Origin of the sequence: Bradyrhizobium ivorense (assembly GCF_900696085.1) — a bacterium.
Classification (GTDB): domain Bacteria; phylum Pseudomonadota; class Alphaproteobacteria; order Rhizobiales; family Xanthobacteraceae; genus Bradyrhizobium; species Bradyrhizobium ivorense.
The window spans coordinates 93,641-113,608 of sequence record NZ_CAADFC020000022.1; the positions used below are offsets into that span (position 1 = coordinate 93,641).

Here is a 19,968-nt window from a genome sequence, read left to right on the forward strand (position 1 = left end):
ACGGAGCCTTTGGCTCTTGTCGAGGGAACACGGATGCCCGAATTTTTTCTTCATACTTTCAGTACGTTGAGTCATGGGCTCGTCGGTTACATTGTCCCATTTTTATTCGTCCTGACGATTGTCGTCTTCTTCCACGAACTGGGTCACTTCCTGGTCGCGCGCTGGGCCGGGGTGAAGGTGCTGACCTTCTCGCTCGGGTTCGGGCCGGAGCTCGCGGGCTTCAACGACCGCCATGGTACGCGCTGGAAGATCTCCGCGATTCCGCTCGGCGGCTACGTCAAGTTCTTCGGCGATGACTCAGAGGCGTCGACGCCTTCGACGGAAAAGCTCGCAACGATGACGGCGGAGGAGCGCGAAGGCAGCTTCCACCACAAGACCGTCGGGAAGCGCGCCGCGATCGTCGTCGCCGGCCCGGTCGCCAATTTCATCCTGGGTGCGCTGATCTTTGCCGGCATGGCGCTCTATTACGGCAAGCCCAGCACGATCGCCCGGGTCGACGGCATTGTCGCCGACAGTGCGGCCGCCGCGGCGGGCTTCAAGGTGGGCGACGTCATCCTCGAAATCGACGGCAGTCCGATTCAAAGCTTCGCCGACATGCAGCGCGTCGTAGGATCGAGCGCAGGTTCAAAGCTTGCATTCCGGGTCAAGCGCGACGGCGAGGTCGTTTCATTCAATGCGACGCCGGCGCTCAAGGAGGTCAAGGATCCTTTCGGCAACGCGCATCGCATCGGCGTGCTCGGGATCGAGCACAAGGCCCAAACCGGCGAGGCGACCAGCGTGCCGGTTGGCGTCGTGGAATCGCTCCGAATCGGCGTCGAGCAGGTCTGGTACATCATTTCCAGCACCTTCAAGTTCCTGGGGTCGCTGTTCGTCGGAACCGGCAATCCGGGCGAGGTGAGCGGGGTCCTTGGCATCGCGAAACTCTCCGGCCAGGCGGCGAGCGCCGGGTTCCAGTTCGTCGTGAACCTGTGCGCAATCCTGTCGGTCTCGATCGGCCTGCTGAACCTGTTCCCGATCCCACTGCTGGACGGCGGGCACCTCATGTTTTACGGGGCGGAAGTGCTGCGCGGACGCCCGCTCTCGGAGCGCACGCAGGAGGTCGGGTTCCGAATCGGTCTTGGTCTGGTCCTGATGCTGATGGTGTTTGCAACCTATAACGACATCCTCAAATTGGCTGGGTCGTGAAACGCGGCTTTTTTGTGACGTTGCTAATGGGCAACGTCTTGGAACGAATTGGAAATACGCTCCCGTAGAAAGTTTGCCCCCATGGCAAATTTGGTTACAAGCTGAGCATAAGGTTGGGAATCTGTCGGGGCGTTGGGGAACGATCCGGCATCGGAAGGATAAGGGCGCGTTGCGCATGATGTTTGGAATGCGAGTGAGGGGGGGCTTGTTCGCTGCCCTGGTCATGTTCGCCGTGCCGGTGGCTGCCACCTTGGCGGCCGTGAGTGTGTCTGCGCCTGCGCTTGCCCAGACCGTCGATTCGATCGCCGTCGAGGGCAACCGGCGTGTAGAGCTCGAAACCATCCGTTCCTACTTCCGTCCGGGTCCGGGCGGTCGGCTCGGGCAGGCCCAGATCGACGACGGCCTGAAGGCGCTGATCGAGACCGGCCTGTTCCAGGACGTCCATATCGAAACGCGCGGCGGGCGCCTGGTCGTGATCGTGGTCGAGAACCCGGTGATCGGCCGCGTCGCCTTCGAGGGCAACAAGAAGATCAAGGACGAGCAGCTGACGGCCGAGGTCCAGTCCAAGCCGCGCGGTACCTTCTCGCGCCCGATGGTGCAGTCGGATGCGCTGCGAATCGCCGAAATCTACCGCCGGTCCGGCCGCTACGACGTGCGGGTCAATCCGCAGATCATCGAGCAGCCGAACAACCGCGTCGACCTGATCTTCGAGATCAATGAAGGCGTGAAGACTGGCGTCCGCTCGATCGAATTCATCGGCAACAACGCCTATTCGGCGTCCCGTCTGCGCGACGTCATCAAGACCCGTGAATCGAACATCCTGAGCTTCCTCGGCGGCAACGACGTCTACGATCCCGATCGCGTCGAGGCCGACCGCGACCTGATTCGCCGCTTCTACCTCAAGAACGGTTATGCCGACGTCCAGGTCGTGGCCGCGCTGACCGAATACGATCCGGACAAGAAGGGCTTCCTGGTCACCTTCAAGATCGAGGAAGGCCAGCAGTATCGCGTCGCCGCCGTCAACTTCACGTCGTCGATCTCGACGCTGGATCCGAACGCGCTGCGCTCGTGGTCGCGCGTCAATGTCGGCTCGCTCTACAACGCCGAGGCGCTGGAGAAGTCCGTCGAAGAGATGCAGATCGAGGCCTCGCGCCGCGGCTACGCCTTCGCGGTGGTGCGGCCGCGCGGCGACCGCAATTTCGAGAATCACACGGTGTCGATCACCTTCGCGATCGACGAGGGCCCGCGCACCTACATTGAGCGCATCAACGTCCGCGGCAACACCCGCACCCGCGATTACGTCATCCGCCGCGAGTTCGACATCTCCGAGGGCGACGCCTACAACCGCGCGCTGGTCGATCGCGCCGAGCGCCGGCTGAAGAACCTCGACTTCTTCAAGACCGTCAAGATCACCACCGAGCCGGGCTCCTCGAGCGACCGGGTCATCCTGATCGTCGATCTCGAGGAGAAGTCGACCGGCGACTTCTCGGTGTCGGGCGGCTATTCGACCACCGACGGCGCGCTGGCCGAAGTCTCGGTCTCCGAGCGCAACCTGCTCGGGCGGGGCCTGTTCGCCAAGGCGTCGGTGACTTACGGCCAGTACGCCCGCGGCTATTCGCTGTCGTTCGTCGAGCCCTATCTGCTCGACTACCGCGTCGCGCTCGGCCTCGACCTCTACCAGCGCCAGCAGCTGTCCAACAGCTACATCTCCTACGGCACCAAGACGCTCGGCTTCAGCCCGCGGCTCGGCTTCAGCCTGCGGGAAGACCTCTCGCTGCAGCTGCGCTACTCGATCTATCAGCAGGAAATCTCGCTGCCGTCGACGCTGAACAACTGTAACAACATCCAGACCTTGCCGGATGGAACGCCCAATCCCGCGTTCTTCCCGAGCCCGGCCTTCGCCAATCTGCACGGCATCGACCTGACCTCGACCAACGGTCTCGGGTGCTTCTACGACGGCGAAGCCTCGCTGCCGGTCCGCAAGGAACTGGCGGGTGGCAAGACGCTGACCTCGGCGCTCGGCTACACGCTGAACTACAACACCCTCGACAACAACAAGAATCCGACCGACGGCCTGCTGGTCGACTTCCGGCAGGACTTCGCGGGTGTCGGCGGCGACGTCAGCTACATCAAGACCGCGATCGATGCGAAGTACTACACCCCGCTGGTCTCCGACCTCGTCGGCGTGATCCACGCCCAGGGCGGTATCCTGAACAAGCTGGGCAGCACAGAGCTGCGCATGCTGGATCACTTCCAGATGGGCCCGAACCTGGTCCGCGGCTTCGCGCCGAACGGCATCGGTCCGCGTGACATCAACCCCTACAGCACGCAGGACGCGATCGGCGGCACCAAGTACTGGGGCGTGTCGGCGGAACTGCAGATGCCGTTCTGGTTCCTGCCGAAGGAAGTCGGCCTCAAGGGCGCGGTCTACGCGGACGCCGGTGGTCTGTACGACTACCAGGGACCAACGTCGTGGGCGGCGACCGGCGAAGTCAACGTGCCGGGCTGCGTCAGGCCGACCAACAACCCGCCGACGCCGGGCACCTGCCTCGGGCTGAACTTCGACGACAGCAAGGTCGTCCGCACCTCGGTCGGTGTCGGCCTGATCTGGCAGTCGCCGTTCGGACCGCTGCGCTTCGACTATGCGATCCCGCTGACCAAGGGCCAGTTTGACCGCACACAAGAGTTCCGGTTTGGCGGCGGTACTTCGTTCTAAGACCGGTTGCCGGCCGGACTGCGACGGAAAGAATGGCGCAGCCGATCTTCTTCAAGAAGCCTCCTTCGTCAACGCTGGCTGAGATCGCCGCGCTGACGAAGGCGCATCTGGTCGACCCCGCGAGGGGCGCGCAGCAGATCAGGGGACTGGCTTCGCTCGACGAAGCCGGCCCGATGCACCTCGCCTTCTTCGACAATCTCAAATACGCCGACCAGCTCGCCGCGACCCGGGCCGGGGCCTGCCTGGTCAGCCCGCGCTTCGAGGCGCAGGTGCCCAAGGGCACCGCGGTGCTGCGGGCGACCAAGCCGTTCCACGCCTTCGTCCAGCTCGCCCGCGAATGGCATGCCGATGCGCTGCGGCCGCAGTCCTGGTTCGATACCGAGGGCATCGCGCCGTCGGCGATCATCGACCCCACCGCGCGGCTGGAGGACGGCGTCATCGTCGATCCGCTGGTCGTGATCGGGCCCAGGGTCGAGATCGGCGCGGGCACCATCATCGGCGCCGGCGCGGTGATCGGGGCCGACGTCAAGATCGGCCGCGACTGCAATGTCGGCGCCAAGACCACCATCCAGTTCGCCCTGATCGGCAACAACGTGCTGATCCATCCCGGCTGCAACATCGGCCAGGACGGCTACGGCTTCATCTTCTTCGGGCCTTCGGGCCACCTGAAGGTGCCGCAGACCGGCCGGGTGCTGATCCAGAACAATGTCGAGGTCGGTGCCGGGTCGACCATCGACCGCGGCTCGCTGCGCGACACCGTGATCGGCGAAGGCACCAAAGTCGACAACCAGGTTCAGATTGGCCACAATGTGACCATCGGCAGGCACTGCCTGCTCGCGGCCCAGATCGGGCTCGCGGGCAGCCTGACGATCGGCGACAATGTCGCGCTCGGCGCCAAGGTGGGCATCAACAACCACCTCAACATCGGCGACGGCGCCCAGGTGACGGCGATGAGCGCGGTCAAGGACGACATCCCGCCGAACGGTCGCTGGGGCGGGCACTTCGCCAAGCCGACCAAGCAGTGGTTCAGGGAAATCATCGCGGTCGAGCGCCTGGTGCGCGACAACGAAGCGAAGGGTAAGGACGAGGAGTGATGGAGGAGTCGCCGGTCAGGTTCGAGCTCGTGGATATCAACGATATCCTGAAGACGCTGCCGCACCGCTTTCCGATGCTGCTGATCGACCGGGTCATCAAGATCCGCGCCGACTACAGCGGCATCGGCATCAAGAACGTCACCTTCAACGAGCCGCCGTTCCAGGGACATTTTCCGGAGCGGCCGGTGTATCCCGGCGTGATGATGATCGAGGCGATGGCCCAGACCGCCGGCGTGATCGGCATCAAGTCGGTCGAGGGCACCGAGAAGCCGCGCGCGGTGTACTTCCTCACCATCGACAAGTGCAAGTTCAGGAAGCCGGTCATGCCCGGCGACACCATCGAATACCACATGCGCTCGCTCGGCCGGCGCAAGACGATGTGGTGGTTTCACGGTGATGCAAAGGTCAACGGCCAGGTCGTGGCCGAGGCCGATGTCGGAGCCATGCTGACGGATTAAGCATGATCCGGAAAAGTGTGAAGCGGTTTTCCGAAAAGATCATGCTCAAACAAAAGCCACGTCACGACGTGCGGCAGGCGTAGCGGCCGTCGGCGCCTGCGATCCGCAACACGCGATTGACGAAGATGCCCATCGACGGTGCGTTCATCAGCGCGTCGAAGGTCTCAACCGGGACGCTGCAATAGTGCTGGTAGCTGCCCCTGACCGTGACCAGCAGCGCGCGCTGGCTGGCGTCGTAGCAGACGCGCTGCACGATCGAGCTGCGATTGATGTCGCGACAGTCGAAGGTCGAGAGATCGACGCGGCCGCCGCGCCCGAGATCGACCGTCTCCGGGCCGACAGGCGCAGAGAGCAGGCTGAGGATCAGCGTGGCGGCCCGGACCATGGTCGGTTGCGACCCGTTTCGTTGCAATGGGCGGTCATGATACGTCACTGGACAGGGCGGGCAAAGTCGCGCTAACGACCGCCCCAACCGACAGTCTAGCGCCTCAACTAGCGCATTGGCGCCGTTAACGAATTCCGGACCGCAATTCCATGACCATGATCGATCCCACTGCGCGCATTGCCGATGGCGCCGTGATCGGAGCGGGCACCGAGATCGGCCCGTACTGCATCATCGGCCCCAATGTCGTGCTCGGCGAGAATTGCAAGCTCCTGGCACACGTCACGGTCAACGGCCACACCACTGTTGGCGCCGGCTGCGTCATCTCGCCGTTTGCCGCGCTCGGCGGCCCGCCGCAGGATCTGAGCTATCGCGGCGAGCCGACCCGCCTCGAGATCGGCGAGGCCTGCACCATCCGCGAGGGCGTCACGATGAACATCGGCACCGTCAAGGGCGGCGGGCTGACCCGCGTCGGCGATCGCGGCTTCTTCATGAACAACAGCCATGTCGGCCACGACTGCACGGTCGGCAACAACGTGATCTTCGCCACCTCGGCGACGCTCGGCGGCCACTGCGAAATCGGCGACTTCGTCTATATCGGCGGCCTGTCGGCGGTGCACCAGTTCACCCGCGTCGGCCCGCAGGTGATGATCGGCGGCGTCTGCGGCGTGCGCGGCGACATCATCCCGTTCGGGCTCGCCAACGGCCAGTATGCCGTGCTCGAAGGCCTCAACATCATCGGCATGCGGCGCCGCCAGTTCACCAAGCAGCGGCTGGCTGCGGTGCGCGCGTTCTATCAAAAGCTGTTCCACGGCCCCGGCGTCTTCGCCGAGCGGCTGGCGTCGGTGCAGCCGCTGGCCGACGAGGATCCCGCGATCGCGGAGATTCTGGCCTTCATCGACGGCGCCAAGCACCGCGCGCTCTGTCTTCCCGCCAACACCAACTGAGCAGGGGATGGCCGCCAGCATGACGTCAGCGGCGCCCTCGCTTTCCTCACCGGTCGGCGTCATCGCCGGCGGCGGCGCCATGCCGTTTGCGGTCGCGGACTCGCTGGCCGCGCGCGGCATCACGCCGGTGCTGTTCGCGCTGCGCGGCGCCTGCGACCCGGCGCGGGCGCAGCGGTTTCGCCATCGCTGGATCTCGGTCGGCCAGCTCGGGCGGGCGACGCGGCTGTTCCGCGACGAAGGCTGCCGCGACCTGATCTTCATCGGCACCCTGGTGCGTCCGGCGCTCTCCGAGATCAGGCTCGACTGGGGCACGCTGCGCGTGCTCGGCCACGTCCTGCGCGCGTTCCGCGGCGGCGACGATCATCTGCTCTCGAGCGTCGGCCGCATCCTGGAGCAGCAGGGTTTTCGCATGGTCGGGATCAAGGACGTCGCGCCCGATCTCCTGATGCCGGAAGGCGCGGTCACGCGCACGGCTCCCGATGGCGACGCGCTCGCCGACATCGCGCGCGGCCGTGCGGTGCTCGACGCGCTCGGACCGTTCGACATCGGGCAGGCGGCCGTCGTGATCGACGGCCATGTGGTCGCGGTCGAGGATATCGAGGGCACTGACGGGCTGCTGGCGCGCGTCGCGCGGCTGCGTGCCGAGGGCCGGATCCGCGCCAAGGCCGGGAGAGGCGTGCTGGTGAAGGCGCCGAAGAGCCGGCAGGATCTGCGCTTCGATCTGCCGACCATCGGCCCGCGGACGGTCGAGGGCGCGGCGGCGGCAGGGATCGCCGGCATCGCCGTGATTGCCGGCAACACGCTTGCCGCCGAGCCGCAGGCCCTGATCGAGGCCGCCGACGCCAAGGGCCTCTTTGTCATCGGGCTCGAGAGCTGATGGCGGCACGCAGCCCCACCGCCGGCCGCAAGATCTTCCTCATCGCGACCGAGGAGTCCGGCGATCGGCTCGGCGCCGCGCTGATGAAGGTGCTGCGCCAGCGTCTCGGCGACGCCGTGCAGTTCTCCGGCGTCGGCGGCCGCGCCATGACGCAGGAGGGCATCGACCCGCTGTTTCCGATCGAGGAGCTGTCGATCGTGGGCTTTGCCGCGGTGGTGAAGCAACTGCCGAAAATCCTGCGATTGATCCGCCGCACCGCCGATGCAGTGCTCGATGACGCGCCCGATATGCTCGTGATCATCGACAGCCCCGATTTCACCCATCGCGTCGCCCGCCGCGTCCGCGCGCGCAATCCGGTCATTCCGATCGTCGACTACGTGTCGCCGTCGGTCTGGGCCTGGCGGCCGGGCCGGGCGCGCGCGATGCGCCGCTATGTCGATCACGTGCTGGCGCTGCTGCCGTTCGAGCCCGAGGAATATCAGAAGCTGCAGGGGCCGCCGTGCAGCTATGTCGGCCATCCCCTGATCGAGCAGCTCGGCTCGCTGCGGCCGAATCCTGACGAACGGCAGCGCCGCGACGGCGCGCCGCCGGTGCTGCTGGTGCTGCCGGGCAGCCGGCGCAGCGAGATCCGGCATCATCTGGCATTGTTCGGCGCAGCACTCGGTACGCTTGGCGAGCGAATGAAGTTCGACCTCGTGCTGCCGACCATGCCGCATCTCGAGGCCATGGTGCGCGAGGGCGTGGCGTCGTGGCCGATCGTGCCGCGGATCGCGGTCGGCGACGCCGAGAAGCGCGCCGCGTTCCGCATCGCGCGTGCCGCGCTGGCGAAATCGGGCACCGTGACGCTGGAGCTCGCGCTGTCGGGCATTCCGATGGTGACGGCGTATCGGGTCGGCGCCGTGGAGGCATTCATCCTGCGCCGCGCGATCCGGGTGTCGTCGGTGATCCTCGCCAATCTCGTGATCGGCGCCGACATCATTCCCGAGTTCCTGCAGGAGGACTGCACGCCGGACAAGCTCGCGCAGGCGCTCGGCGAGGTGATCGCCGACACGCCCGAGCGTCTGCGGCAGCTCGTGGCGTTTTCGACGATGGACGCGAAGATGTCGACCGGCGACCAGCCGCCGAGCGTTCGCGCCGCCGACATCGTGCTGGCGACGATGGCGCGGCGATCCGGCTAGACTCCCCGTGTCGCAGGGGCGCGTTGCCAATATGGCGAAAACAACCCCATGCAAAGTAGCCCAGCGGTAGCCGGCGGCCGCCGGCACTCGACAAAGGCGGCGTTCGACGGCAGCCTTGACACGTCGGGCAAGTCAGCCGTATTCTTCCACTATTCCGAAAACCGTGCATCCAGGGGCCCGCAACCAGCTGGCTGGATGCGGCATGCCGCGAGCGGCATCCGGCCGCAGCGGTTCCGCTTGCATCGGATAATTAGCTGGTACTAATATTAGCTATCTCTAATATTATGGAAGCCACCCGATGAAGATCGATCCCATTGCCTATGTCGGCGCCGTCATTCGCGAAGTCGCGTTCCGGGAGCGCGACGGCAAGCCGGCGCGGACGGTAATTGCGACCCGCCGCTATGACACCGACATCGACGATCTCTGGGATGCGCTGACCAATCCGGAGCGGATTCCGCGCTGGTTCCTGCCGATCTCCGGCGAGCTGCGCCTTGGCGGCCGCTACAAGTTCGAAGGCCAGGCGGGCGGTGAGATCACCGCCTGCGAACCGCCGCGCCGGCTCGCCGTGACGTGGGAGGCGATGGGCGCCGTCAGTTGGGTGACCGTGACGCTGGCGGAGGATCGCTCCGGCGGCACGCGTCTGGAATTGGAGCATGTGGCGATCGTCGAGGGCGACTTCTGGGATCGCTTCGGACCCGGAGCGGTCGGCGTCGGCTGGGATCTCGCGTTGCTCGGGCTCGCCCTCTATCTCGCCACGCCCGCGGGCCAGGAATTCGACCGCGCCGCCGCCTCGGCATGGCCTGCCTCCGACGACGGCAAGGACTTCATCCGCCGCAGCAGCGCAGATTGGTGCCGCGCCTCGATTGCGGCGGGGACGGAGGAGGCGGCGGCGCGCAGGGCAGCGGCGAACACCACGGCGTTCTATTGCGGCGAGCCGGAGCCGGGCGGGAGCTAACTCACCGTGCACGCCTTCGATATCCTCGGCGATCCGGTCCGGCGGCGCATCCTGGAACTGCTCGCGACCGGCGAGCACAGTTCGGGCGACATCGTCACCGTCGTGCAGCGCGAATTCGGCATCACCCAGTCGGCGGTGTCACAGCAGCTGCGGATCCTGCGCGACGCCGGATTTGCCTCGGTGCGCGCCGACGGCACGCGCCGCATCTATGCAGTGGAACCCGCTCGGTTGCGCGAGGTCGATGACTGGCTCGACCGCTTCCGGGCGTTCTGGCTGCCGAAGCTGGATGCACTCGCCACCGAAGTCGCCCGCGGCAAACGAAAACGGCGCCATCAGGAGTGATGGCGCCGTTCCGGATCGCTTGATGCGTGCCGCTTACTTGCGCTTGTCGATCGGCACGTAGTCGCGGCGGGCGACGCCGGTGTAGAGCTGGCGCGGACGGCCGATCTTCTGCTGCGGATCCTCGATCATCTCGCTCCACTGGCTGATCCAGCCGACGGTGCGGGCGACCGCGAACAGCACGGTGAACATCGACACCGGCAGGCCCATCGCCTTCAGCGTGATGCCCGAATAGAAGTCGACGTTCGGGTAGAGCTTGCGGTCGATGAAGTAGGGGTCGTTGAGCGCGATCTTCTCGAGCTCCAGCGCGACCTTGAGCATCGGATCGTCGCCGTGGCCGGTCTCCTTGAGCACCGCGTGACACATCTTCTGCATGATCTTGGCGCGCGGGTCGTAGTTCTTGTAGACGCGGTGGCCGAAGCCCATCAGGCGGACTTCGCTGTTCTTGTCCTTCACCTTGGCGATGAAGTCCGGAATGTTTTCGACCTTGCCGATGCCGTAGAGCATGTTGAGCGCGGCCTCATTGGCGCCGCCATGCGCCGGGCCCCACAGGCAGGCGATGCCGGCCGCGATGCAGGCGAACGGGTTGGCGCCCGAGGAGCCGGCGATGCGCACCGTCGAGGTCGAGGCGTTCTGCTCGTGGTCGGCGTGCAGGATCAGGATCTTGTCCAGCGCGTCGGCGAGCACCGGATTGATCTTGTACTCCTCGCAGGGCACCGCGAAGCACATGTTGAGGAAGTTCTCGGCAAACGACAGCGAGTTCTTCGGATACACGAAGGGCTGGCCGACCGTGTACTTGTAGGCCATCGCCGCCAGCGTCGGGATCTTCGCGATCATCCGGATCGAGGCGATCATCCGCTGCTTCGGGTCATTGATGTCGGTGGAGTCGTGATAGAACGCGGCGAGCGCGCCGACGGCCGCGACCATGATCGCCATCGGATGGGCGTCGCGGCGGAAGCCCTGGAAGAAGCGGGCCATCTGCTCATGCACCATGGTGTGGTGCGTGACGGTGTAGTCGAAGTCCTGCTTCTGCTTCGGGGTCGGAAGCTCCCCGTACAGCAGCAGGTAGCAGGTCTCGAGGAAGTCGCCGTGCTCGGCGAGCTGCTCGATCGGGTAGCCACGGTACTCGAGCACGCCGGCGTCGCCGTCGATATAGGTGATCTTGGACTGGCAGCTGCCGGTCGAGGTGAAACCGGGATCGTAGGTGAACACCCCGGCCTGGCCGTAGAGCTTGGCGATGTCGATGACATCAGGCCCAACCGTGCCACTGAGGATCGGGAAATCGTAGGTCTTGTTGCCGATGGTGAGTGTGGCTGTCTTGCTGGATTTTGCGTCCATCGTGATATCCCCGATGAAATCGTTGCGAAAACCGCCCTTGCCCAGTCGCTAATTGACGACCCGTGGCGGGGTGGGACGGCTTGTGGAGAAAGCGTCCGAGGATGGGTAGCTCATTGCCATGTGCGCTGCAAGATGGACCCTGGCAGGGTCCATGCAGGATCACGCCGCCTGATCGGCGAGACGGGCAATACACTCCTGGCGTCCTAGGACCGCCAGCACGTCGAAGATGCCCGGCGATGTGGTGCGGCCGGTCAGCGCCACCCGCAGCGGCTGGGCGACGGCGCCGAGCTTCAAATTGTTCTGCTCGGCGAAATTCCGCATCGCGGACTCCGTCGTCTCCGCGGTCCAGTCGTTGACGGCTTCGAGCGCCGTGCGCAGCCTGCCGATCAGCGCGCGGGTTTCCGGCGTCAGCAGCGCCGCCGCCTTTGGATCGAGTTCGAGCGGGCGGTCGGCGAAGATGAAGTAGGCGCCGGCGATCAGCTCGATCAACGTCTTGGCGCGCTCCTTCAGGCTCGGCATCGCGCGCAGCAATTGCGCCCGCGTGGTGTCGTTGAGCTTCGGCTTCAGGGCCGCGCCTTCAGGAACATAATCCAGCACGCTCTCGAACTGGGTCACGAGGGATTGATCGTCGCTCTGGCGGATATAGTGACCGTTGAGGTTCTCCAGCTTGGCGAAGTCGAACCGCGCGGCCGAGCGGCCGACGCCGGAGAGGTCGAACGCGGCGATCATCTCCTCGGTCGAGAAGATCTCCTGATCGCCATGGCTCCAGCCGAGCCGGACCAGATAGTTGCGCAGCGCCGCCGGCAGGTAGCCCAGCGCGCGATAAGCGTCGACGCCGAGCGCGCCATGGCGCTTCGACAGTTTCGAGCCGTCGGGACCATGGATCAGCGGAATGTGGGACATGCTGGGCAGCTCCCACTCCAGCGCGTCGTAGATCTGCTTCTGCCGCGCGGCGTTGATCAGGTGATCGTCGCCGCGAATGATGTGGGTGACGCCCATGTCGTGGTCGTCGACCACGACCGCGAGCATGTAGGTCGGGGTACCGTCGCCGCGCAGCAGGACGAGGTCGTCGAGGTTCTCGTTCTGCCAGACCACGCGGCCCTGGACCTGGTCCTCGATCACGGTCTCGCCGGTCTGCGGCGCCCTCAGGCGGATGGTCGGCTTGATGCCGGCGGGCGCGGTCGACGGATCGCGGTCGCGCCACATGCCGTCATAGAGGCGGGTACGGCCCTCGGCGCGCGCCTTCTCGCGCATCGCGGTGAGCTCCTCCGGCGAGGCGTAGCAGTAATAGGCGCGGCCTGCGGCGAGCAGGCTCTCGGCGACCTCGCGGTGGCGGGCGGCGCGGCTGAACTGGTAGATGACGTCGCCATCCCAATCGAGCTCGAGCCAGCGCAAGCCGTCCAGGATGGCGTCGATCGCCTCCTTGGTGGAGCGCTCGCGGTCGGTGTCCTCGATTCGCAGCAGCATCTTGCCGCCGTGCTTCTTGGCATAGAGCCAGTTGAACAGGGCGGTGCGGCCGCCTCCGATATGGAGGAAGCCGGTCGGCGACGGAGCGAAGCGCGTGACGATCGAAGACGAGGTCATTTCGAGAATGGGGTACCCAATGAGTGAGCCGGGCGACCGTGTATCATAGCCGGGGGAGACTTAGCCAATGCTTATCCAGGTCGTTCATAGCCATCCGCTCGAGGACAGCTATGACCACGCGCTGTTTCAGACCATCGTCGGGACATTGCGGCGCCGGCATGAGGTGATCGCGACCGATCTCGACCGCGAGCGGTTCTCGCCGGTGATGACCGAGGCGGAGCGGCGGAGCTATTTTCAGGGCCCCCATGCGGAGGAGGCGGTGTCGCGCCTGATCGGCGACCTCCGCCGGGCGGACGGCATCATCTTCTGCTTTCCGCACTGGTGGTTTTCCATGCCGGCGATGCTCAAGGGCTATTTCGACCGGGTCTGGGCGCCGGGAACCGCGTTTGCCCATGATCTGGCCGGCGGGCGCATCAAGCCGCTGCTGACCAACATCCGCCTGTTCGGGGTGGTGACGACCTATGGCTCGCCCTGGTGGCTGACCCGGATCGTGATGCAGGATCCAGGCCGCAAGGTGCTGTTCCGCGCCCTGAAGCCGATGTGTGGCGCGGGCGCCCAATCGTTCTATATGGCCCATTACGACATGGACCGCTCCACGCCGGCCTCCCGGACGGCGTTCATCGAGCGGGTACGGGCGAGGGTCTCCGCGCTATGATTGGCGCCGCGCAGGGCTTGGCCGGACCGCGCGAATTTGGCAGAAGGCACTTCAATCCAATGGGAACCCTTTGATGACGACTGACACGGCGACGGCAGAGGCAGGGCGCGATTTCATCCGCGACATCGTCCAGGCCGATCTCTCCTCCCACAAGCACAGCCGGATCGTGACGCGCTTCCCGCCGGAGCCGAACGGCTACCTGCATATCGGCCACGCCAAATCGATCGCGCTCAACTTCGGCATCGCCCAGGAGTTCGGCGGCCAGTGCAATCTGCGCTTCGACGACACCAATCCGACCAAGGAGGAACAGGAGTATATCGACTCCATCCAGGCCGACGTGCACTGGCTCGGCTACGACTGGGGCAACAATCTCTTTTTTGCCTCGGACTATTTCGAGCGCCTCTACGACTGGGCCGAGGGCCTGATCAAGGCCGGCTATGCCTATGTCGACGACCAGTCGCAGGAGGAGATCCGCACCTCCCGCGGCACCCTGACCGAGCCAGGCAAGAACTCGCCGTTCCGCGACCGCCCGGTCGAGGAGAACCTCGATTTGTTCCGCCGCATGAAGGCCGGCGAGTTTCCGAACGGCGCCCGCGTGCTGCGCGCCAAGATCGACATGGCGTCCGGCAACATCAATCTGCGCGACCCCGTGCTGTACCGCATCCTGCACGCCCATCATCCGCGTACCGGCGACACATGGTCGATCTACCCGAGCTACGACTACGCGCACGGCCAGTCGGACGCGATCGAGGGCATCACCCATTCGATCTGCACGCTGGAGTTCGAGGATCACCGGCCGCTCTATGAGTGGCTGCTCGACAAGCTGCCGGTGCCCTCGAAGCCGCACCAGTATGAAATGGCGCGGCTCAACCTGACCTACACGCTGCTGTCGAAGCGCGTGCTGACCCAGCTCGTGCGCGACGGCCACGTCTCGGGCTGGGACGACCCGCGGATGCCGACCATCGCCGGGCTGAAGCGGCGCGGCGTGCCGCCGGCGGCGGTCCGCGAGTTCATCAGGCGCATCGGCGTCGCCAAGGCCAACAGCGTGGTCGACGTCGGCATGCTCGAATTCTGCATCCGCGAGGAGCTGAACCGCACCGCGCTGCGCCGCATGGCGGTGCTGCGGCCGCTCAAGGTGGTGATCGAGAACTATCCGGAAGGCCAGGTCGAGGAGCTCGAAGCGATCAACCATCCCGACAATCCGGAGGCCGGCACCCGCAAGATCGCGTTCGGCCGCGAGCTCTATATCGAGCAAGACGACTTCATGGAGAACCCGCCGAAGAAGTTTTTCCGTTTGTCGCCGGGCAACGAGGTGCGGCTGCGCTACGCCTACTTCGTCAAGTGCACGAGCGTGGTGAAGAACGATGCCGGCGAAATCGTCGAGCTGCGCTGCACCTATGACCCCGCGACCAAGGGCGGCAACGCGCCCGACGGCCGCAAGGTGAAGGCGACGATGCACTGGCTTTCCGCGGCGCAGTCCAAGCCCGCGGAGATCCGAATCTACAACCAGCTGTTCGCCAACCCGAGCCCGGACGCAGGCAATTTCGCCGGCGACCTCAATCCGCAGTCGCTGGAAGTGCTGACGGACGCGCGCGTCGAGCCTGCTATTGCCGAGAGCAATTCGCCGGATGCGATGCAGTTCGAGCGGCAGGGCTACTTCGTGCGCGATCCGGACTCGACGCCGGACAAGCTGGTGTTCAACCGCACCATCGGCCTGCGCGACACCTTTGCCAAGGAAGTCGGCGGCAAGGGTTAGGCCGTCCGGCAAGCGGAAGCGGAGGCGATCGATGCCAAGCGAGACCGACGAGATCGCCTCCGCCATCATCGCCAGATGGTCGGCTGCGTTCAGCAAGCTCGATGCGGAGACGCTCGCCGCGCTCTATTCCAGGAGCGCGTTCTTCTTCGGCTCGAACCCGACCCTCTATCGCGGCCGCGACGGCGTCAAAGCCTATTTTGAAGGCCTGCCGCGCTGGCGTGCGCCGCGCGTCCAGTTCAGCAATGTCAGCAGCGAGCGGGTGAATCCCGATCTCGTCAACGTGGCCGGCATCGCATCCTTCTTCCTCGACAGCGATGCGCCGTCGCTCGCCGTCAAGATCACCTGGGTGATTGCGCGCGAGGACGGCGACTGGAAGATCGCCTGCCATCACGTCTCCTCGCAGACGCCGTTGATCTAGATGTCGTAGTACAAATGGAACTCGTAGGGATGAGGTCGCAATCTGATGGGATCGACCTCCTTCTTCCGCTTGTAGTCGAGCCATGTTTCGATCACGTCGGCGGTGAAGACATCGTTGCGCAGCAGGAATGCGTGATCGCGTTCGAGCGCGTCCAGCGCCTGGTCCAGTGACCCCGGCGTCGACTTCACGTCCTTCGCCTCGGCCGGCGGCAGGTCGTAGAGGTTCTTGTCGATCGGGCTACCCGGGTCGATCTTGTTGCGGATGCCGTCGAGACCGGCCATCAGCATTGCGGCAAAAGCCAGATAGGGATTGCAGGAAGGATCCGGCGAGCGAAATTCGACACGCTTGGCCTTCGGGTTCGGCGAATACATCGGAATGCGGCAGCAGGCTGACCGGTTGCGCTGGGAATAGACCAGGTTGATCGGAGCCTCATAGCCCGGCACCAGACGCCGATAGGAGTTCGTGGTCGGGGCGCAAAGCCCGCACAACGCCCAGGCGTGGGTCAGCAGGCCGCCGATATAGTGGCGGGCGAGCTGGCTCAGTTCGGCATAGTCGCCCCTGTCGTAGAACAGGTTGGTCTCGCCTTTCCACAGCGACTGATGAACATGCATTCCAGACGCGTTGTCCTCGAACAACGGTTTCGGCATGAACGTTGCGGTCATGCCGTTCCGGCGAGCGGTGTTCTTCACCACGTATTTGTAGATCATCAGATTGTCCGCCATGCGCGTGAGCGTGGTGAAGCGCATGTCGATTTCGTTCTGCCCACCGGTCGCGACTTCATGGTGATGGGCTTCGATCTGGATGCCCAGCTGCTCCATGGTCAGCACCATTTCGGTGCGGAGCGCCTGCATGCTGTCCGTCGGGGGCACCGGAAAGTATCCCTCTTTCGGGCGCGGCTTGTGTCCCAGATTGGGCGCTTCCTCCGAGCCGGTGTTCCAGCTGCCCTCACTGGAATCGATTTCGTGGAAAGCGTAATTGATGCCCTGTCCGTAGCGCACGCTGTCGAACACGAAGAATTCCGCCTCCGGACCGAAGTAGCTGATATCGGCGTGGCCCGTGGCCTTCAGGTGGGTTTCGGCTTTCTGGGCGATGTAGCGGGCATCACGGCTATAGGATTGACCGGTCGTGGGGTCGCGGATGTTGCAGATCAATACCAGGGTGGATGCAGGGGAATACGGGTCGAGAAAGGCCGTGGTCGGATCCGGAACGACCAGCATGTCGCTTTCCTGGATTTCCTGAAAGCCGCGGATCGATGAGCCGTCGAAGCCAATTCCCTCTCCGAGAGCCTCGACGCTCGCGGCGCTCGGCGGGACGGAAAAATGTTGCCATACCCCCGGCAAATCGGTGAAACGCAGATCGATCATCTGCACTTTCTCGTCCTTGATCGCCTTCACGATATCTTCGGCTGTTGCGCACTTTGGAAACATGGCTTCGCTCCTGTCATGGAGAGCCGCGTCGATGAGATTGTGCTGCCGTTCTCAAGCCGCCATAGGGCAGCTTGAGACTGATCCCGCTCCAGGTTCTGCGCAGCTCGCGGGCGGCCTCAGCTTTGGTGCGGCCCGCGCATCAGCTTCATGGCGTCTTCGATATGCCGCCAGGTTCTGGCCAGCTCGGCCTCGCCTTTTGCTTCAAGCTCGATGGCGTTTTGGGCAGCTTCCGCAATGGCCTTGGCGCCATGTGCCTCGAGCAACTGCCGCGCATAGCTGTGGATGTCGATTTCTCGCATGGCGTCATACTCCTCTCGTCCTGAGCGCAACCGTAAACACCGGTCGGGCCGCGAACCGCAGACGTTGACACCTGGTCAAGCGCACGCAGTGTGCATCTTGCTGCGGCGCGATTGCAAGAGCCCTTTCCGGGTAGCGGGGACGCCCGGGTGGACGTCGGCTACGGATCAGCAGCGGCAACAGATCGCAGGTCCGGCTAGATGCTTTTTGCTCCCGCCGCACCATATCCGGGGAAGAGGGAGGTGAGGATTATGCGCATTCAACACTGGCAGGATGCTGCCAGCCTGTTGGTGGGAGTCTGGCTGATTGCGTCGCCGTTTGCACTGGGCTTCTCCGGGGCAGCTCTCTGGATCTCCATCGCACTCGGATTGGGCGTCGTGCTGTTTGCCTTGGAGGCATTCATCATTCCGTCCTATCTGGAGGAGTGGGGCGAGATGCTGATGGGAGCGGCTCTGGTGTTGGCACCCTGGACGTTCGGCTACGAACAGGGACCGGTCACCACGAGCAGCGTGCTCGGCGGAATCGTGGTGATCGCGCTCGCTTGCTGGGAGCTGACGACAGATCGTGATTTCGCCACCTGGTGGCACGATCGCTGGCATCACCGAGCTGGCTGAGGGGAAGCGAACCGGGTTGTTGGCCTGACCGCCAGCGACTGGCGGCCGGAGAGCTTGAATTTGCCTGGCGCTGCATCCCCTCCGGCTGCGTTGACGCATCGCGGATGCCGGTTCTGCAAGGAAATCACGCCCGAGCGACGGCGAGTGCGGGACGATCCGGAAGCCTCGCCCCGCACGTGGTGGAACGCCGATCATGAACCTTGCTGCGGGGTTAGCTGTGCCGCAGCAAGGTCACTCCGTCACGGCGCGGTTCGCGCCTCGATCTGCTCCCAAATTTTGGTCTCGCGTGTCTCCGGCATGATGAAGAGCGCGATTATGAAGCACACCGCGGGAACGGCGATCGGGTAGATCAGCGCGTAGCCTATGCTGCCGGTCGCTGCGAAGGCAGCTGATGTGATGAACGGCACCAATCCGCCGCCCCAACCGTTGCCGATGTGATACGGCACCGAGACCGAGGTGTACCTGATCCTGGCCGGGAAGAACTCCGCCAGGAATGCACCGACCGGCCCGTACACCATCCCGACGTAGCAGACGAGGATGAAGACGATGAGGATGGCGACCGGATAGTTGATGTGTCCCGGCTGCGTGACCGTGCCGAGCCACAGATACAGCGGATAGTAGGTGATCGCGGCAAGCAGCATTCCGCCGAGGATCACGGGTTTACGGCCGATCTGATCCGACAGCCAGCCAAAGAAGATCAGGCTCGGCGTTGCGATCAGCAGCGCGGTTCCCACGATGTAGGCAGAGGTGATCGCATCGACCTTGGAGACCTGCTGCAGGAAGTACAGCGCCCAGAATTGACCGCTGTACCAGACCACGCCCTGTCCGATCAGGACGACGATGGCGATCAGGATGTACTTGATGTTGGCGCTGAGGAAAGCTTCCCGCCAGGGATTCCTGGTCATCTGTCCGCGCGCCTTGATCTCCTGGAAAATCGGCGTCTCCTGGAGCTGAAGGCGGATGTAGATGGCGATGGCCACCAGCAGGAACGAGACCAGGAATGGAACGCGCCATGCCCATTCGTCGAAGGCCTGATTGCCTGCCCAGGTCCGGGTCAGGACGATCACGGCCAGCGACACCACGATCCCGAGCGTCGGCGAGGTTTGGAGCCAGCCGGTATAGTAGCCGCGGCTGTCGTCCGGAACATGCTCGGCGACATAGGTGATGGCGCCGCCATATTCGCCGCCCAGGCATAGACCCTGGACCATCCGCAAGCCGAACAGAACGAAAGCGGCCGTCAGGCCGATCGACTGATAGGTCGGGATCAGTCCGATCGCGCCCGTTCCCAGGCCCATTCCGCTCAGCGTAATGAGGAATGTATATTTGCGGCCGATCCGATCGCCCATCCATCCGAACAGGAAAGCCCCGAGCGGACGGATCAGGAATCCCGCAGTGAACAGCGCGATCGTGCTCAGCAGGGCTGCGACGGGGTGGGATTGCTCAAAGAACTTGACCGACAGCACTGCGGCCAGGCTGCCGAAAATGTAGAAATCGTACCACTCAATGATGTTTCCCACTGACGCAGCAACAATCACGCGACGAAAATCGCTTGGTACTTGAATAGCCATGTGCTGCTCCTATCAAATGCAAACACTACGCCTCGCGTTTTTCAGCGATCGATCCGCTCGCGGCGTGCGCGTGGTGCACGGCGTTACAGGCGAGATTGGCGAGTTCGTCCGCAACGCCTGGTCTCAGGCGGAGTTCTGGGCCACCTGAGAAGAGCTCCAGCGGCCTTCACGTGCCGCGAG

The 19,968-nt window shown here is 64.5% G+C and carries 19 protein-coding genes; 13 read left to right on the plus strand and 6 right to left on the minus strand.

The window, feature by feature from the left end; translation table 11 throughout:
• Nucleotides 1-33 precede the first annotated feature (33 nt).
• The 4 genes from rseP (at nt 34) to fabZ (ending at nt 5,453) form a co-directional block, all read left to right on the plus strand.
• A complete protein-coding gene (rseP, locus tag CI41S_RS28125; RefSeq protein ID WP_139483842.1) occupies nt 34-1,185 on the plus strand; it encodes an RIP metalloprotease RseP in 1,152 nt (383 codons plus the stop codon).
• A gap of 175 nt (nt 1,186-1,360) precedes the next feature.
• On the plus strand, nt 1,361-3,901 hold the full coding sequence (bamA, locus tag CI41S_RS28130; RefSeq protein WP_139862544.1) for an outer membrane protein assembly factor BamA: 2,541 nt from the start codon (nt 1,361-1,363) through the stop codon (nt 3,899-3,901).
• A gap of 32 nt (nt 3,902-3,933) precedes the next feature.
• Nucleotides 3,934-4,995: a UDP-3-O-(3-hydroxymyristoyl)glucosamine N-acyltransferase gene (gene lpxD, locus CI41S_RS28135; protein WP_139862546.1), complete on the plus strand. Its 1,062-nt coding sequence runs from the start codon at nt 3,934-3,936 to the stop codon at nt 4,993-4,995.
• On the plus strand, nt 4,995-5,453 hold the full coding sequence (gene fabZ / locus CI41S_RS28140; RefSeq protein WP_139483839.1) for a 3-hydroxyacyl-ACP dehydratase FabZ: 459 nt from the start codon (nt 4,995-4,997) through the stop codon (nt 5,451-5,453). The genes lpxD and fabZ overlap by 1 nt, the downstream gene beginning before the upstream one ends.
• Nucleotides 5,454-5,514: 61 nt before the next feature.
• On the opposite strand, the gene CI41S_RS28145 is transcribed toward fabZ, so the two are convergent.
• Complete coding sequence (locus CI41S_RS28145; protein WP_139483838.1) at nt 5,515-5,838, minus strand: KTSC domain-containing protein; 324 nt, start codon at nt 5,836-5,838, stop codon at nt 5,515-5,517.
• A 149-nt stretch (nt 5,839-5,987) separates the two neighbouring features.
• On the opposite strand from CI41S_RS28145, the gene lpxA reads away from it, so the two are divergent.
• The 5 genes from lpxA to CI41S_RS28170 all read left to right on the plus strand — a co-directional run bounded on the left by lpxA (nt 5,988) and on the right by CI41S_RS28170 (nt 10,134).
• Nucleotides 5,988-6,782 (plus strand): acyl-ACP--UDP-N-acetylglucosamine O-acyltransferase, encoded by a 795-nt coding sequence (gene lpxA, locus CI41S_RS28150; RefSeq protein WP_139862547.1) that lies wholly within the window; start codon nt 5,988-5,990, stop codon nt 6,780-6,782.
• Nucleotides 6,783-6,801: 19 nt separating this feature from the next.
• The gene (locus tag CI41S_RS28155) at nt 6,802-7,659 is read left to right on the plus strand and encodes an LpxI family protein (RefSeq protein WP_172628218.1); all 858 of its coding nucleotides are present in this window, start codon (nt 6,802-6,804) and stop codon (nt 7,657-7,659) included.
• A complete protein-coding gene (gene lpxB, locus CI41S_RS28160; RefSeq protein ID WP_139862549.1) occupies nt 7,659-8,837 on the plus strand; it encodes a lipid-A-disaccharide synthase in 1,179 nt (392 codons plus the stop codon). Before CI41S_RS28155 ends, lpxB begins: the two co-directional genes overlap by 1 nt.
• A 298-nt stretch (nt 8,838-9,135) precedes the next feature.
• Nucleotides 9,136-9,792 (plus strand): SRPBCC family protein, encoded by a 657-nt coding sequence (locus CI41S_RS28165; protein ID WP_139862550.1) that lies wholly within the window; start codon nt 9,136-9,138, stop codon nt 9,790-9,792.
• Between the two features lie 6 nt (nt 9,793-9,798).
• A complete protein-coding gene (locus CI41S_RS28170) occupies nt 9,799-10,134 on the plus strand; it encodes an ArsR/SmtB family transcription factor (protein ID WP_139862551.1) in 336 nt (111 codons plus the stop codon).
• Nucleotides 10,135-10,167: 33 nt separating this feature from the next.
• On the opposite strand, the gene gltA is transcribed toward CI41S_RS28170, so the two are convergent.
• Together gltA and gltX are read right to left on the minus strand one after the other, a co-directional pair.
• A complete protein-coding gene (gene gltA / locus CI41S_RS28175) occupies nt 10,168-11,469 on the minus strand; it encodes a citrate synthase (RefSeq protein WP_139862552.1) in 1,302 nt (433 codons plus the stop codon).
• Nucleotides 11,470-11,628: 159 nt separating this feature from the next.
• A complete protein-coding gene (gene gltX, locus CI41S_RS28180) occupies nt 11,629-13,053 on the minus strand; it encodes a glutamate--tRNA ligase (RefSeq protein WP_139862553.1) in 1,425 nt (474 codons plus the stop codon).
• A gap of 67 nt (nt 13,054-13,120) precedes the next feature.
• Between gltX and CI41S_RS28185 the strand changes: the two genes are divergently transcribed.
• The 3 genes from CI41S_RS28185 to CI41S_RS28195 all read left to right on the plus strand — a co-directional run bounded on the left by CI41S_RS28185 (nt 13,121) and on the right by CI41S_RS28195 (nt 15,882).
• The gene (locus CI41S_RS28185; protein ID WP_139862554.1) at nt 13,121-13,708 is read left to right on the plus strand and encodes an NAD(P)H-dependent oxidoreductase; all 588 of its coding nucleotides are present in this window, start codon (nt 13,121-13,123) and stop codon (nt 13,706-13,708) included.
• Nucleotides 13,709-13,781: 73 nt separating this feature from the next.
• The gene (locus CI41S_RS28190) at nt 13,782-15,464 is read left to right on the plus strand and encodes a glutamine--tRNA ligase/YqeY domain fusion protein (protein WP_139862555.1); all 1,683 of its coding nucleotides are present in this window, start codon (nt 13,782-13,784) and stop codon (nt 15,462-15,464) included.
• A gap of 31 nt (nt 15,465-15,495) precedes the next feature.
• Nucleotides 15,496-15,882 carry a YybH family protein gene (locus CI41S_RS28195; RefSeq protein WP_139862556.1) on the plus strand — a complete coding sequence of 129 codons (387 nt, stop codon included), beginning with the start codon at nt 15,496-15,498 and terminating at the stop codon, nt 15,880-15,882.
• Here CI41S_RS28195 and glnA read toward each other — a convergent pair.
• Together glnA and CI41S_RS28205 are read right to left on the minus strand one after the other, a co-directional pair.
• Nucleotides 15,879-17,309: a type I glutamate--ammonia ligase gene (glnA, locus tag CI41S_RS28200; RefSeq protein WP_139862557.1), complete on the minus strand. Its 1,431-nt coding sequence runs from the start codon at nt 17,307-17,309 to the stop codon at nt 15,879-15,881. The genes CI41S_RS28195 and glnA overlap by 4 nt on opposite strands.
• A 116-nt stretch (nt 17,310-17,425) precedes the next feature.
• Nucleotides 17,426-17,608, minus strand: a complete 183-nt coding sequence (locus CI41S_RS28205; protein ID WP_139483827.1) for a hypothetical protein — start codon at nt 17,606-17,608, stop codon at nt 17,426-17,428.
• Between the two features lie 249 nt (nt 17,609-17,857).
• On the opposite strand from CI41S_RS28205, the gene CI41S_RS28210 reads away from it, so the two are divergent.
• Nucleotides 17,858-18,220 carry an SPW repeat domain-containing protein gene (locus CI41S_RS28210; RefSeq protein ID WP_172626937.1) on the plus strand — a complete coding sequence of 121 codons (363 nt, stop codon included), beginning with the start codon at nt 17,858-17,860 and terminating at the stop codon, nt 18,218-18,220.
• 239 nt (nt 18,221-18,459) lie between these two features.
• Here the strand turns inward: CI41S_RS28210 and CI41S_RS28215 are convergent, their stop codons facing one another.
• The gene (locus CI41S_RS28215; RefSeq protein ID WP_139483825.1) at nt 18,460-19,788 is read right to left on the minus strand and encodes an MFS transporter; all 1,329 of its coding nucleotides are present in this window, start codon (nt 19,786-19,788) and stop codon (nt 18,460-18,462) included.
• Between the last annotated feature and the right edge of the window lie 180 nt (nt 19,789-19,968).